Here is a 14,408-nt window from a genome sequence, read left to right on the forward strand (position 1 = left end):
CAATAATAGACACTTTATTACCTAATTAAGGCTAATACAATCAAGGATTCTTTGTTTATATCAATTAAGGATGTCTATGTTTTCAGCTTCAATGACCACCTTAGCAAGCCCAAAAGCTAAATTTGGGTTATGTTTTGTCATCCACTTTTTAATCGCATTAGATGCATTAATCATCGTGCCCTTTAGTGCAGAAATGGTGCTAAGTTCAGGTACCAACCCATCAAATTCAGGACTACTCGTTTCAGCTTATGCAATTGCCGCTGCTTTCACTTGTTTATGGGTGCGTGGTACCGGCAACCTTTCAAAGGAGAAATACAAGGTCTTTATTTTTCTGTCAGCAACCACCTTGTTAACCTTGCTCACTTCAGCACTCGATAGTTTTTATATCCTACTTTTCGTACGTGCATTGACTGGCATTTGTGGCGGCGCACTGGTAGTACTCAATCTCAACTTGGTGATTCAGATAAGCCATGAAAACGACAAGAAAAAAGACACCGCGATACTGCTGAGTGCTTTTCCACTCGCCTTAGCAATTGGGATTCCTGCTCTTTTAGCTATCACAGCAAATCAAGGCTGGCAGTTGGGGTTCATGATACTGGGAAGTGGTTTAGCCATTACAGCGCTATTATTTACATTTATATTCCTCTCAAACATAAAGCAAGCTTCTCAAAGCAGCACTAACAGCGATAGCAACCCAATGTCAAGCAACGCATTTCACCCGACCAAAACCCTTAAATACGCTCTGTTCATTGCATTTTTTGTGGTGCTAAGTACATTTGCAATTTCAACTCAATTTCCGGTGATGCTAATTATCAACTTAAGCATCTCAAGCTCGATGCTGAGCGCATGCTATTTGTTAAGTGGTGTGTGTTCGTTTATTGCAGTTCAGCTATACGCTCGACGTAAGCTAAACAATCACACAACCTCATACTTAATTTACTTTCTTAGTGGCTTGATGATATTGGCGGCCTTGTTTGGTTTTACGATAAGTTCAGTTATTTTTGCAGCCGGACTTTTTACCCTGTTTGTGATTACAAGCGCTACCCGCTCTATGATCTTAGTGACAGAACTCATAACCTCACTTCACGCAGAAGAGCGCAGTACCTTTATTAGTCTGCAAAATGCGATACAGCACTTTGCGATAGCCTCTGGCGGCACCATTGCAAGTTTGCTAGTCATGCCCCACGAAAACCACTCGCTTAATTTTAATGTCTTGATTGTTGTCTCAACCCTATTGATAGTTATAACGGTTGTTATGTGGAGAAACTTTCAAAGAAAGCGCTTTTAATCGCGATTTATTGATTGTTCAATAGATAATTGGGCAGCTTGATAAATCAATAAGTGATGTCGCTTCCCCAATTATCGCTTTGTTCTGCTTTAATCACACAATCCGCCATAGTTACGCCTTACTCTAAGCGCGCCTCTATGCGATAATGCCTGTCTATCGTTAATCATATGTATCCGCATAGCGACAAGCAGCTTAGTTACCACGGTATACACACTTGTGTGAACTGATATACACAGTTGTCATACCATCACGACAAATATGATTAACCAAAACAAACAAAAACAGTAGAATAACTTTTTGATTTTATGACAAATACAAACCAATCAGATATACCAAATAATGCCCAGAACATCCCGACTATCTATTGGCACGACTAATCTAACCCATAACTAACCATTTGTTTTAATAGAACTTTTAAAATTAAAATCAATACCGTATACACAGTGATATACACACTTGACGTGCTCATTCAGTTACTGGCTGAAGATTCTCATGTAACGCATCAGCTTTGCTTTTAAAACCGATAAACTCAGCGGCGTTAATTGGGGGTGGCTTGGTGACCCCATGTTTGTGTGTTGCTATTTTTTCGTTAGTTTCTGCAACTACCTCGATTAGTTCTAAAAGAATTCTTATCGCATTAACTGAGTTGTCACCAACCCATACAGTCGCCCCCTCTACTTTTGCAAGATCAGTAGCTTTTGCATAAAGTGACTTCAGGCTTTGCAACTGCATATCACCATGTGCTTTTATTTCAATTTGTTTTTTGCTGCCAATCAATACGCCTTCGATCGCGGTTAGTAACGCCTTTTCACCCACAATTGTTTTCAGGGCACCCATCACCTCATTTATTTGGTTGCCATCTATCTTTGTTGTGTCATGACTCTCTATGTTGCACGTGCGCTCATGGTAGGCCTCATTTCTTGACCTCGCCATAACGGTGCTTGTGTCACTACATTGACTGATATCTCTATCCGTTTTCATATGCCAGCTTTCATCACGGCCTTGGATACTGCTGGTAGCACTTTGCAAAAGAGATACGTCTGTGTGTTTAGAGTTTGGCACTAAGCTTTGCCATGGCAAAATTGCAGTGATCACAGGTAGACTGTTGAGCCCATCAATATATTGCAATAGGCAAAGCATTCCGGGCTTGGGGTGTGAGATGACACCTGCATTATTTGGCTGTCCAATAGCTAATGTTACTTGTTGAAATACCGGTGCATCAGTTGGCTCAAGAGTCTGTGGGTTTATGAGCTGTATATCTGCAGCTTTGTATGGGCGAAACGGAGTGCTAGCTTTTGGGGTATCTGTAGGCAAATCATATATAGCAACAAATTTTGCCAGCTGTGGTAAATGTTTTCGCTCACCTAGTTCAGGAAAATACCTTAGTATGAGCCGTTTAATAGCTTGTTTGACCATCTTAATTGCATCCTGTCATTGTTTAGTGTCACTTCCGTGATGTATCGGCCATTGATTTTTATGCCAGGTCTTAACTTTGGTATTGCTAACACTCTGCCGCTTAAGCTGTTTATCGTTTTAATTGCGTGTTCAGGGAACTCACTAACCTCAGAGGTAGCCCACTTTGAATGCTCCCAACTGCCAACGTAGATTTTCCCATCAGGTCGCTGCTGAACTATGTAATGAGGTATTTGCCAAACAGTACCAATTTGGCGTAGCGCTTCAATGCCTGTTCCTGCATGGCAGAATGCTGGTACGACAGCTTTCGAATACATTACATTTGGTATGACAAATTCTAGCTGTCCTTGTGATAGCTCTGCCAATACCTTTTCAATCGTTGCATGTCTAATTGCCATAGGTATTTTAAAGCTTAGTGCGCCAATTAGCTCTCTACATGTTAAGTGCCACAAGCCGTTTGAATATAGCTTTGATTCAATCACACCCAAAAAGTAAGGCTCTAACGCGTCTAATTGATATCCTATATGCAGTTCAACTAGTCCGGTTGGCTCAAAGTCACAAACAACTTGAAAGCTTGCTCGGCCTGTAGAACCTATATCCAGCTGCACTAGCTTTTTTTCAATTGTGGTTACTGGCATCCCGCCTATTGTTAGTTGCTCATTTAATTTCAAGGCCCTTCAACCTCGCTAAATTGAGCCAATATTTTTTCATGTCCTGTCGTTGACTGCGCCGCAGCGTGTCGCTGTCCTTTGGAGTCTAGTTGCTGTTGCTGGCGCTCTGATACCGATCTCACTTCGAGCAGGTTAAAAGACACGAGCCACGCCCTCACGCCTTCATCTTCAGTTGCTTTTACATCGCCATCAAATTTGGCGCGGCGAATTTTATATGCTGCTGAAATTGGGCTGTTGATTGTGTAGGTTCTACGCGCGCCATTCTCATCGAGTGCCTTTGCCTTACTGATCAACGCTTCTAACTCCTGTTCTTCAGCGAATGGTATTTTTGTTTTTACAGTAAGCACCGCAGCCTTAATACCTTGGTCAAGTGACAATGCAAACGAGCCTAATCCCGATGCATCATCACCTTTAATTTTTACTGCCCCGCTTACCTTGGTCTCATAACCTGGCACACGCCACCCATCGATACTGATCATATTGCGTTGTTCATCATGGTTAAGCTTTCCAAATCACCAACGAGTAAAACAAAAGCCCAATGTTCATCGTTGTTTCCAAGCTGAGTTATGGCTTGCACTAGAGAACGTCGGCTTGAAGCATGTATCAACTCAGCGTTAAGTTCTGATGCTTTGTGTTCTTCCTTAGGAGCAAGCCTTTTATTTCGTTCAATCTTTAAGTTTTCAGTTTCTGTCATCGCACTATCAATGGATGTGATGAGGTTTACTCCCTCATCATTTATGAGTCCCTTGGAGTCATTGAGCCATTGTAAACTCAGAGGCTTTAATGATGTTGTAGTTAACGTTTGCCACTCCAAACTTTGCCCGTTTGTGATTGTAAACTTATCTTGCTCGACAGTAGTTAAGCTTTCTGCATAAGCTGCCGTGTGAATAAAATCAGCAATTGGACATGATTGATTAAAGTTCTCCAGCTGACTCCTTAAGGATTTTTCAGTTTGTCCAGAGCTAAAGAGTAGTAAAGCATCCCAACTGCTAGGGCTGTCAATTCTGGTTTCATCTTGTACAGCTTCCGCAAGTTCAGCGGCCCCTGCCGCGCTGGTTATGGTGCGTGACGTTTGATAACTGTAATGGCTGAGCTTATGGAGTGTTTTTATCCGTCTATTTAACGCTGCCCTGTCCATAGGTGTGATCCTTAAAAGCATTGGGATATTTTACTTTTTGATACCCGAGCACAAAAAAATACATAATGTGAGCTTTGAATTTACTCACACCACCAAGCTGTAAGTATTCTCTAAAATACTGATGCGCTTGTGGATTTCGCTTTCTTAGCTCATCATCATGAATGATCGCAGCAAGTAACCCATCTCCAAATGGGTTGTGAAACCACCATAGCCATCTCGGAATACTAAACCCATCTGTTACGAACCCAGCAGCCACCTCACCATATTTGTGTTTAATTGGCTCAAGCACGCGCGCTTTACCACACCCTATAAATTCCAGCTTTGGATTAGTTTGTAACATACGCATCAAACTCCATGGTTTCGAATTCGAGTCTAAACGGTGCACCTATTCGCTCCAGTCCCTTGTTCAAGCGTTTAGCTGTAATGATGTAATTGCCAGATTGTTCGAACTTGCCCTGCATAGTCACTTGGCCGTTTTCGATAGTGGCTACAAATCGAATATCATCAATCGGCTGATACCCATTGAGTACCCGCTCAACCATGACCATCAACCCACCATTAGGTAAACCATTTGCGGTTGCTGTAATGGTAAATGCCTCAGTTTTTGGCACCCACCATATTTTACCTATTAGTCTCGCATTGGCGCTGTTTACGCTAATACCGCTGAGCTGAATATTGGGTATTATTACAGGCGGCTCATCACCACAAAATGCTAACTCTGACTGATATTCGTCCCCAATTTGAAGCGTGCTTTTGGTGCTAATGAACTGTGCCCCAGCAATGTCGCTTAGCTGTGATACTTCAACTAGGTTGGTTATTACTCCATCTTTTACTAATGCAGCTCTCATTAAATACTCCACGCAATTTTAACCATTGAACGCCCACCATTTCCGACTTGGCGTATCCCACCAGTGCTCCATGTGTAATCATGACCAGAGTCTGAGCCACCACCGCCGCCATAGTTCGCGCCACTCAAGCGTATGTTTCCACCATCACCAAGCGCCGATGCGCCACCACCTCCGCCTCCACTCGAAGAGCCAGACTTTGGTTCACTTGTCCCTCCGCTTTTATCGTGAATAGACTCTCCGCTCGTACCTGATGTGGAGTTGTTGGGTTTGGTTGTTCCAGAGTTACCACCCTGACCACCATTGAATTCCTGACCGTTGGTTGTGTTTTTTAACACTCGTCCACCTGCACCACCTATTATTGGAGAAATAGAAGATGTTGATGTCGTGTTTAGCAAGTACGTCCCACCTTTCCCGTTTTTGCCTCCCTCAACTTCAATCCACTCTCCAAAAATAGTGTTACCCGCTGATGTTCCATTAGAGCCGTTTTTATTTTGAGGGCTTTGGTAGGTGTAGCTATAACCACCAATACCATTACTTCCGATAACGACGCTAATTTGCTGTCCTGAGGTAACATTTATTCTGGCGCCCAAAACCGCAGCGCCGCCACCTCCACCCGAGCCACCGCTGGCTATGTTTCTTGGACTTCCCGCTTCAGCGTTTTGCGCAACTGTTGCACCGCCGCCAGCACCACCTCCCGCTGCAACAACATCAACAAATATTTCGCTTACACCTGCTGGAACAATAAAGGTTTGCGACTCCGTAATAACTTTTACACCTTGCGTACCTGCAATGCTGCTTTCCGCTGTCGTCCACATCTGTTCGGGCTGCCAGTCTCTGCCATTAAATCTATACCTATGCACTAACTCCGAATTGTAAGAGTAATTATTTAGCTTGCTCCCATTGATAACCAACGGGTTATTTCTATCAAACGCCACTCTGTCAACAATTGAAAATAGTCTTGTGTTATCAATTATTTGTATAAGTATATTTACATTTTGCCCGATAGGAGGGATAACTTCTATCCAATCACCTATCTGTAATGTGTCTGATGGGGGCAATCGAGCACCTGCTATGTCATACCCAAAAACATACTTATTATTCGGCTCAAGAATTTGCCCTTCGATAGCTGGTATGGCATCTAAATAATGCACACCTAGTAACCCGCTGACTTTAGCGCTATTCATATATGCATCTCCCAATGACCCTCGTCATTCAAAATAAACGTCAGTGTGCAGTTTGCATCAAACAGCACTTCACTTTTTTCAATTGCTCGCCCTCGTCGGGTCATGATTATTTTCTCTTGGCTATTTGTTTTGATTAACGGAGTTGCAGACAAACGCTTAGAAACAACAATCACAGCGTCTTCTGGTGTTTCTGCAACTGGTGGTAGAATGAATGTCTCGCTCGTTTTTAGGTGCACATTGCTGTGCGCGGGTATAACACCACTTACCAGTGGCTTTTTCCTTTCTCCGACTAGGTACTCATCAACGTTACCAGAATGCAAAACTTCATAATTGTCTACATATATGTTCGTACCATTAATTGAGCTCAGTGAGCGCTTGTTTCTTTTTGTAGTGTGTATATGCTCTACTGTGAAACCATCAGTACTATAATTACCAATACTCACTGAGTCATTTGTATGCGATTGAATATTGCAAATTAAGGCTATTGGATTGCCAGATAAGGTTTTAACTTGAACTAAATACTTTTCATTACCATTACTGATAATACGTATCTGCAAGGCCGTATACCCGCCGTTTACAGCATCTACCAAAATACCCTTATGATGATCAACTAAAATTTCTGCTTTGACATTGACCACTGTGCTATTCACAGTTCCTTTTAATTGCAATGTGATACTGGAAGCTAAATCATGCCCACTAATTTTAGCAATTGTCGTGAATTCATTTTGGTTAACTGCTGATGTTGTTCCCCAATGTTGTTCAATCGCCCCAACATCGTTTGCCGTCGGTTTATGTCCCTCATGATAAACTCGTTGGTTAAAACTTGGGCCTGCGTAAATTTCCCCTTTTACGTGCACGGGTTTGCCAAAATAGAACTTTGGATTACTCGTATCAAAGTGACACCAATCTTGATTTTTAGGTCCAATATCAGCATTACCATGCGGTGTAACCACTCTCAGAGAGTCGCTATAGCCTTTAGATAGCTTGGTCTTGTAATCCCCAAAACGAATTTCGCTACGAAAACAAACCCATGTCGACGTCCAATCCATCTTCATAGCCCAGTTATTTGGTATATTATCTGAACCAAGCAGCCCCATGCCTATGTAACTAAGTCCATCTCCGGTGTAGGAGATATGTAACGCTGCGGCACTGCTCCTGCCACTTTCTCCAATTGATATTCCTGCTGCCTGCTCATCATTAACACTCCCTTCTGTATTGCTTTTGAGTGTTAACCATGGGTTGTTTTTGGTGATGGTGATATCACCTCCAAAGTTCCAGTCACCTTGAGCGTAAACCCGCTGCCAATCTGTACCATAATTGATATAGAGTTTATCTATAGCGCCTACCAACGCTCTTTTATCTCTAATCCTTAAGTCTTGACCAGCAGCATTAAAAAACGAGCTTTCATAACTTGCTAGCTTGGTGCTTTTAGGGTGATATTTAGCAGACAATAAAGTTCCGTTTTCTTCAAAGGTAGGAGCCTTAACCTTTGCCCTAAATTCCCAGTCATTGCTGGAAACAAAATTTCTGGCAGTCCAATATTCAGTGCCGTTTTCTCTTCTAAATAGAGTGAAGAAGTCTGCACCAGCACCAGTAGTGACAGGTGAATTATCACCATTGTACTCTATACCACCACCGTGAAATGGGGTTTGGCCGACATAGACTGTGCCTGTTGATTGAGAAGCCTCCGAGCAAACATTTAAAATTGCTCTGCCACCACTATCAGCTTGGATGTTTACTGTTGTGTTGGTGCCATTATCAAAGGTTGCGTTTCTGGTGGATAGTCCATACTTCCTTAGCGACATCCATTCAGAATAACTAGTTCCTGAGCGGTGCCTCCACTTAAAGTATTCATTAGAGTTATCGGATGTTTCAAAGAATAGATAACTATCGGCGTCTGAGTCAGCATCGTTCTTAAATCCAATTTTCGCACCATCACTATTGTTCGACCAAATAATATCTTGGTCTGTAAGATTTATAGACTCACCCTTGGCAACAGCACCAATATCTGCAGGTGTTGGTTTGTTATATGTCGAGTAAGTATTCGCGAAAAATTCAAATGGTTTAGCATTTCCACCAGATTGGGTCGCTATCCAGCATTTAAATGCGAATGGATATGAGTTGAAGCCATGGTGGTTTCTAAACGTAGGCACATTATCAATAATCTCTATTGACGGATGATTAGCCCCACTCGTGTTGCCATATATCGTATTCGCACTCCACGTCGAACCATACTTAGTAAAACGGCCAACAAAGTTTGTGCTCAACACGGTTCCATCAGTCAAGCCAAATATCAGAATATCGCAAGCGGAATCGGGCAAATCAGGAAATGGCTTAGATTCTCCAGCACCAAGCCAAAACTCAAACGTACGGTCAAAGAAGTTCGCTGATTGGTGGCTAATTTGAGTGCCAAGCCCAGCATCCTTTATATATTGTTCTAGACTCTCGATATCACTTTTTGTTGCAAATACACCTTCGTTAACCTGCCAGGGTAACGTAGGCAATGTTACATTGAGGGTCCCTGCTAGTTGCTGGCTTCTCCAAATTATCGACTTAACACTATAGTCACCGGTATTAGCTCCATCTGTACGTGTCTTGGTTTGCTCGTTTGTATGGACAATCGCAATCAGCACTTCAGTGCCATTAGCTTTTTTTGCTATCGCGCCAAACCAGTTAAATGTGAAATTGCCAACGTCGTAGCCAAGTACACTTGATATCACGACTGCATCACCGTCTAAGCTGCTGACTCGATCAATAGGTTGGTTATGTACAATGTTTGCCGGCACACTATCGCTTAAAATCGGCGAATCTGCATTTAATCCTGGTACATGAGCAAAAACCATCTTAGTTATATTGAGGGTTTCTGTTCCTGCAAACACATCATTTTTATATGCAATGCCTGCGCTTGTAATTTTTAATTGGCTCACCCAACTACCTCCTTGTTGTACAACACCAAGCCACATACTTCTGCTGTTGTGATTGCTGTCATTGCATTTAACACGTACCGCCTGCATGTCTTGCCATAACTCGCTATCAGCTCTAGTATCATTCGCTCTCTCCCTGCGAAATTCTTTTCTAGCATTGAGACTTGTACTTGGTCCCAGTCAAACCCGCTTACCCTTTCGTTGACTTCTGCTAATATTCCAAGACGCCTGAAAATCCTTTCAAGCCCAGCTGCGCTGCCCGCATCAATAGCATTTACATGAGCTAACTGAACTCGTTTTGCGTACATGCTCAGTGGTTCATCCGATAGCCGGCTAACGCCTCTTTCCCATGCAAGCAGATCTAATATTTTTTCGCTGGCGTCTGTGCTGTGTTGAATTGTATTCCACCATAGCAGTTGTGAATTGAGCTCGTTCCAAAAGTCCTCAGTGGCCTTTGCTAGCCTCTTCGCATCATCGCCATATATCCAACTTGGTAGGTTAGCCATGCTGCACCACCAGTTCATTTAACTTTGGTAACCAAAACCCTGTGCTTAAGCTGGTTTGATTAAACGATACTCGTGTTAACTCAGGGAATGCGTTGTGTAATTCTGCCGCCAATAAACTAAAACTAAATGCGGTATTTGGCATGACTCGAGTTGGAGAGTAAGCTGCGTTCTCACGAAAGACAGAGCGGATAAAAACACTGATGTCACTGCTAATATCTCGGGTCGCCTCATAGGTGACTGTCATATCAAATGACTGAGTTGGCATTGCAAACACTTTCATGTCATCGGCCAATCCATGATTACCAGCAGCAATATGGTTATTAATACTGTCTATAATCGCTTGGCTTATTGTTCCTACTGTTAAATAAACATACGCGTTTGCAGTGCCTGGACCTCGTGGCGCGCCTTTTTCAAGGGCGATATTTTCCATGGGGATCCCACCTGCTGTTGCGATAATATTTTTGTATACGTCATCCACATGGTATTTACCTAGGTGTGCGAATGCCGCTTTTATTCGCAATCGATAGTTCTCATCACTCTCTACGTACTGCCCGGCTGTGATCAACCAGTCCTCGTCATTTGTGATATTTACACCATCATATTCCCCAACGACACGAACATAATAGCCAGCACTTAAATTGTATTCATGACCATGAGATTCAGCGACAGCAGTCAGTGAAGCAGTTGATTGGCCTATTGCTAAGACACGATCGCTCTCTGTAACTAGGCGGTATACTTTTCCATTAAGCGGAATGCTTTCTACAATAGTCCCCGCCGGGATCTCTATTTCTTGTGATGCGTCTAAACGGCTTATTTTTAGTTGCCCTCTAGCAGTCACAGCCGTGAGTCTCTCAATATCACGGGCATTACCTTGAATGTCTAACCACTCTTCTTGAGCTAACATAACAAAGCTGTTTGGCATTACATGAGTAGTCATCTGTTTGACCAGTTGGGCGGCAGGCTCTGCAACTAACGCTTTTTGTAATCTAAAAAATGGGCTGTATGGACTTTGGTTGTTTACTACAAACCCCGCACTTTTTAGGTGCTCATCAAACTGCGCTGAAAAATCTTCCACGGAGACTGACATACCAGCAGCTCGCATCTCCTTTTCAAAAAGCGCTTTATAATCCATTAGGCTCAATCCTTCCGTAATCCCGAGTATCAGCCTTTACATTGATAAGGCCTGTATTCAATTGTGTGATTTTTATTGTGCCAGGAACTAAACGATCATCTTGTTCAACAATTAGCTCAATTTCAGTGAGTACTTTTGCAATGTGGTCTTTGTTCCTAAGGCCAATTAGCAGAGGGAGTTTTTTACTTTCAATGATCCGGTGCTTAATATCCTGTGCAACCACATCACGATCATTAATTTGTGACGGGTTTAATAGGCTATCTAGCTGAATATCTCCATCAACAATATTGAGGTCTATACGTATCATCCAGCTAACTCCATTAGCTCATCAAAATCTCTCTTCACGTTGTCTGACTTTATGGTGAGAGAGTCAATCATCACGCGCTTCGAGTTATCAGTCGATACTGCTTGGTTGTTTGTTGTGTTCTTGCTTAAGCTTTGTAAAAACTCAGACCTATGCGTTTTCACTTTATAGCTGTTATTTTGTTGCTGAAGCTCGCTTTTTTGTCTCTCTATTTCTAGCGCGCTATTGATTGCTGAGTTGGTAATATTTTGATCTGTTCTAACTGATTGTAGCGGCATAAGTATCGTAGGTTCTTCATTTATACTATTGCCTGAAGGCATGCCGATTGATTGGTTTTTTGTCCATGAATGAATTTGGCTATCATTTGCAGCATAGAACGCCGGTGAGTTAGTAGCATAAGCTAATTTATTAGTTGAGCTGATCAAATTGCTCTTCATGGTTAGCTGTGACGTTTGGGTATTTTGGCTCGCATAGTTAAAATCTGTGTTTGATACCGTCTTATTAATAACTCCGTTTACGTAGCTGTTGGAATGACTAAATGCACCGTTTAGTTCAGTTGCCGAATGCATGGCAACATTTTTACTTTGTAAAGCTCTATTGTCGTTTGCTGCGATGTAGAACGCACTAACTTTGCCATTTCCTACTTGCCCAGCATTGGTGATAACCTTTTGTCCGTAATCTCGACTAAACGCTTGCTCAGCGTTTTGCAATACATAATCTTTAGGTTGTGCGATTTCTATTGATTTTATTGCTTTTACTTTTGTTTCATCTTCACCAAAATTAAAAATATCTTTTATTGAATCGGCAATACCTTTCAAACCGCCAATCTTTTCACTTAACCAATCAAATGCCTTGCCATAACCTTCGATCATCAAGCCCATTGGCGAGTAGCCAAACACGGTAAATAGGAAATCAAAAAAACTGCTCAATGGTGCTTGTGCTGCATTCCACATCGAGCTAATAGCAACACCAATCCATGTGATACCGTTGACTAATTTAGTTATTAACCAGATCACGGCTTTTAATGGAAATAAAAGAACATTTAGTAATCCACCAAACACAAGACCAAACACTTGACCTGCCGACGTTATATCAGCCAGTGCCTCAGAGGACTGTTCAACTGGAGTAGATAAAGATGCTAACCAACTAAACACATTTTTAACCGCGTTAATAATAGGCGTGAATGCCTCTCCCAATTCTCTAAACACTGCTAGTACAGGATCAAAACTGTGTACAAATCCCTCCCAAAAACCACTCATAAATGCTTTTATCGGCTGCCAGAATTTATAGATAACGACTGCCAAGGTCGCAACAGCACCAACAATAAAACCTATGGGGTTTGCAAGCATAATTGCATTTAAAAGTCCCATTATTCGAGTCGTGTTAAACAGCCCAATTACAAATTTTCCAAGACTTGCAAAGCCCTTTGCCAACACTCTTGGAAACATTTTCATAGTGCCAATAAAACCCATAGCCCTAACGCGTGATAGTACTAATCCTGCAGGCATTAGAAGCCGAGCATTGAATAACTCTGACGCAATACGCGCCTTATTAATAGCTCCAGCATAAATCGTTGTGAGGAGCGAAGCGGATTTAGTGGCTTGATTTTGAGCCATTATTTGCGCAGTTGTTAATGCACTTGCTGTACGAGCTCTATTGGAGGCACCTGTTGTTAATGTCAGTGATGCTGCGAGTGATTTGTTTGTTGAAGAATAAAGCGCTGTTACATATTTAAGGCCTTTTATCACTGGCGTTAGTGTAAGGCCTGCAAATTTGAATAGCCCCATCGCTACGTTGGCAAGGCCAAACGCGGTCATTAGTCCCACAACAACAACGATACCTGTTGCTAATACACTAGATAAAACAGGGAACTGCTCAGTTAATAACACGATCCCCGCAAACATTGACGCTAGCACTTCAACAAATGGCTCTACCACTGGCAGTAAACGATTGCCCATTGCGGTAGCAGCGGCATTAAAAGAACCTCCTAAGCGATCCCATGGACTTGCAATAATATTTGCCATTTCCAATGCCTTGGAGTTGTCTTGCACGTTTTCAAAAACACTTATGCTATCTTTTAGTTTGTCTACTTTAGTGCTGAGTACATCAACTGCTTTTGCACCTTGTTTTCCAAATATCTGAGTGAGCACATCGCCACGCGCTACAGAACCCAGTGACGATAAACGATTATTTATCCGGCCTAGCACCACATCAATTGCGAGCATGTCGCCGTTATCGTCGGTTAGTTTTATACCTAATGCATCTTGCGCTTTACCTATTCCTTGTAATAAGGAAGCCGCTTGCGTGCCAGCCACTGATCCTGATTTAGCAACCAGTTGCAGTTCACCAACTAACGCAAATTGTTGAGCCGAGCTTAATCCAATATTTGTAGCAGTCGCTCCAAGGTTTGAAAACGCTGCTTGCATTTCTGCACCAGTGGTTTTGTAAAGCTGCACAGCGGTGGCGGTTTGACCTGCTATTTGGTTTACCCAATTCGCTTTGCCCATTTTATTGGCAGTCTTTTCAAAGATGCCATACATGGTGCCCATATAACTAGTAATGGTGGCCGCATCAGCCTTGGTCGCTACAGCTAATATGTTTGATGTTTTGGTGAACTCGGATAGCTCAAACCCATTTAAGCCGTTAATTGCGGATTGAATATCATAAGCACTGCGGACAAACTCTGCAGAGTTACCACCAAATTGAAACCCGAACTCATATGACGTTTTGCTCAGTTTTCGCAATGCTTCATCTGCAACTCCTAGTGATTGCACTTCGCCAAGCGCGGCCACATGATCAATCGCTGGCGCCAACGAGCGGGCAAGCGCATAACCACCTGCTACAGCTGTAGCGGCACCACGCATCATTTGATCTTGCGCTGTTGTAGTTTGCTGACTCAACTGATTTATTTTAGCCATAACTTTATTCACTGGACCTGTCACTTTATCGATGATCCCGATTGAATAAGTTAACTTGTCTAATTTGCTGAGTTTTGCCATT

At 42.5% G+C, this 14,408-nt stretch carries 13 protein-coding genes; 1 reads left to right on the forward strand and 12 read right to left on the reverse strand.

Features of this window, described 5'->3' with window-relative positions; genetic code table 11:
• Nucleotides 1–76: 76 nt before the first annotated feature.
• Nucleotides 77–1,288 carry an MFS transporter gene (locus tag JJQ94_RS15060; protein WP_099029156.1) on the forward strand — a complete coding sequence of 404 codons (1,212 nt, stop codon included), beginning with the start codon at nt 77–79 and terminating at the stop codon, nt 1,286–1,288.
• Nucleotides 1,289–1,753: 465 nt separating this feature from the next.
• On the opposite strand, the gene JJQ94_RS15065 is transcribed toward JJQ94_RS15060, so the two are convergent.
• The 12 genes from JJQ94_RS15065 to JJQ94_RS15120 are packed head-to-tail and all read right to left on the reverse strand — an operon-like array spanning nt 1,754 to nt 14,407.
• Nucleotides 1,754–2,704 carry a hypothetical protein gene (locus JJQ94_RS15065; RefSeq protein ID WP_099029157.1) on the reverse strand — a complete coding sequence of 317 codons (951 nt, stop codon included), beginning with the start codon at nt 2,702–2,704 and terminating at the stop codon, nt 1,754–1,756.
• Nucleotides 2,671–3,339, reverse strand: coding sequence for a hypothetical protein (locus tag JJQ94_RS15070; RefSeq protein ID WP_099029270.1), 669 nt, complete (start codon nt 3,337–3,339; stop codon nt 2,671–2,673). Before JJQ94_RS15070 ends, JJQ94_RS15065 begins: the two co-directional genes overlap by 34 nt.
• A gap of 29 nt (nt 3,340–3,368) precedes the next feature.
• Nucleotides 3,369–3,851, reverse strand: a complete 483-nt coding sequence (locus JJQ94_RS15075; protein WP_099029158.1) for a baseplate complex protein — start codon at nt 3,849–3,851, stop codon at nt 3,369–3,371.
• Nucleotides 3,848–4,510 (reverse strand): hypothetical protein, encoded by a 663-nt coding sequence (locus JJQ94_RS15080; RefSeq protein WP_099029159.1) that lies wholly within the window; start codon nt 4,508–4,510, stop codon nt 3,848–3,850. The genes JJQ94_RS15075 and JJQ94_RS15080 overlap by 4 nt, the downstream gene beginning before the upstream one ends.
• On the reverse strand, nt 4,488–4,856 hold the full coding sequence (locus JJQ94_RS15085; RefSeq protein WP_099029160.1) for a DUF1353 domain-containing protein: 369 nt from the start codon (nt 4,854–4,856) through the stop codon (nt 4,488–4,490). Before JJQ94_RS15085 ends, JJQ94_RS15080 begins: the two co-directional genes overlap by 23 nt.
• Nucleotides 4,837–5,358: a DUF4369 domain-containing protein gene (locus JJQ94_RS15090; protein WP_099029161.1), complete on the reverse strand. Its 522-nt coding sequence runs from the start codon at nt 5,356–5,358 to the stop codon at nt 4,837–4,839. The genes JJQ94_RS15085 and JJQ94_RS15090 overlap by 20 nt, the downstream gene beginning before the upstream one ends.
• The gene (locus tag JJQ94_RS15095) at nt 5,358–6,542 is read right to left on the reverse strand and encodes a glycine-rich domain-containing protein (protein WP_099029162.1); all 1,185 of its coding nucleotides are present in this window, start codon (nt 6,540–6,542) and stop codon (nt 5,358–5,360) included. Before JJQ94_RS15095 ends, JJQ94_RS15090 begins: the two co-directional genes overlap by 1 nt.
• Complete coding sequence (locus JJQ94_RS15100) at nt 6,539–9,469, reverse strand: phage tail-collar fiber domain-containing protein (RefSeq protein ID WP_201435426.1); 2,931 nt, start codon at nt 9,467–9,469, stop codon at nt 6,539–6,541. The genes JJQ94_RS15095 and JJQ94_RS15100 overlap by 4 nt, the downstream gene beginning before the upstream one ends.
• Nucleotides 9,466–9,972 (reverse strand): phage tail protein, encoded by a 507-nt coding sequence (locus JJQ94_RS15105; RefSeq protein ID WP_099029163.1) that lies wholly within the window; start codon nt 9,970–9,972, stop codon nt 9,466–9,468. The genes JJQ94_RS15100 and JJQ94_RS15105 overlap by 4 nt, the downstream gene beginning before the upstream one ends.
• Nucleotides 9,965–11,104: a baseplate J/gp47 family protein gene (locus JJQ94_RS15110; RefSeq protein WP_099029164.1), complete on the reverse strand. Its 1,140-nt coding sequence runs from the start codon at nt 11,102–11,104 to the stop codon at nt 9,965–9,967. The genes JJQ94_RS15105 and JJQ94_RS15110 overlap by 8 nt, the downstream gene beginning before the upstream one ends.
• Nucleotides 11,094–11,411: a DUF2590 family protein gene (locus tag JJQ94_RS15115; protein WP_099029165.1), complete on the reverse strand. Its 318-nt coding sequence runs from the start codon at nt 11,409–11,411 to the stop codon at nt 11,094–11,096. Before JJQ94_RS15115 ends, JJQ94_RS15110 begins: the two co-directional genes overlap by 11 nt.
• Nucleotides 11,408–14,407: a phage tail tape measure protein gene (locus tag JJQ94_RS15120; RefSeq protein WP_099029166.1), complete on the reverse strand. Its 3,000-nt coding sequence runs from the start codon at nt 14,405–14,407 to the stop codon at nt 11,408–11,410. The genes JJQ94_RS15115 and JJQ94_RS15120 overlap by 4 nt, the downstream gene beginning before the upstream one ends.
• Between the last annotated feature and the right edge of the window lies 1 nt (nt 14,408).

Origin of the sequence: Pseudoalteromonas sp. GCY (assembly GCF_016695175.1) — a bacterium.
Classification (GTDB): domain Bacteria; phylum Pseudomonadota; class Gammaproteobacteria; order Enterobacterales; family Alteromonadaceae; genus Pseudoalteromonas.

Coding starts and splice junctions, on each gene's coding strand:
- JJQ94_RS15060 (WP_099029156.1), top strand. CDS start 77: ATGTTTTCAGCTTCAATGACCACCTTAGCAAGCCCAAAAGCTAAATTT.
- JJQ94_RS15065 (WP_099029157.1), bottom strand. CDS start 2,704: ATGGTCAAACAAGCTATTAAACGGCTCATACTAAGGTATTTTCCTGAA.
- JJQ94_RS15070 (WP_099029270.1), bottom strand. CDS start 3,339: ATGCCAGTAACCACAATTGAAAAAAAGCTAGTGCAGCTGGATATAGGT.
- JJQ94_RS15075 (WP_099029158.1), bottom strand. CDS start 3,851: ATGATCAGTATCGATGGGTGGCGTGTGCCAGGTTATGAGACCAAGGTA.
- JJQ94_RS15080 (WP_099029159.1), bottom strand. CDS start 4,510: ATGGACAGGGCAGCGTTAAATAGACGGATAAAAACACTCCATAAGCTC.
- JJQ94_RS15085 (WP_099029160.1), bottom strand. CDS start 4,856: ATGCGTATGTTACAAACTAATCCAAAGCTGGAATTTATAGGGTGTGGT.
- JJQ94_RS15090 (WP_099029161.1), bottom strand. CDS start 5,358: ATGAGAGCTGCATTAGTAAAAGATGGAGTAATAACCAACCTAGTTGAA.
- JJQ94_RS15095 (WP_099029162.1), bottom strand. CDS start 6,542: ATGAATAGCGCTAAAGTCAGCGGGTTACTAGGTGTGCATTATTTAGAT.
- JJQ94_RS15105 (WP_099029163.1), bottom strand. CDS start 9,972: ATGGCTAACCTACCAAGTTGGATATATGGCGATGATGCGAAGAGGCTA.
- JJQ94_RS15110 (WP_099029164.1), bottom strand. CDS start 11,104: ATGGATTATAAAGCGCTTTTTGAAAAGGAGATGCGAGCTGCTGGTATG.
- JJQ94_RS15115 (WP_099029165.1), bottom strand. CDS start 11,411: ATGATACGTATAGACCTCAATATTGTTGATGGAGATATTCAGCTAGAT.
- JJQ94_RS15120 (WP_099029166.1), bottom strand. CDS start 14,407: ATGGCAAAACTCAGCAAATTAGACAAGTTAACTTATTCAATCGGGATC.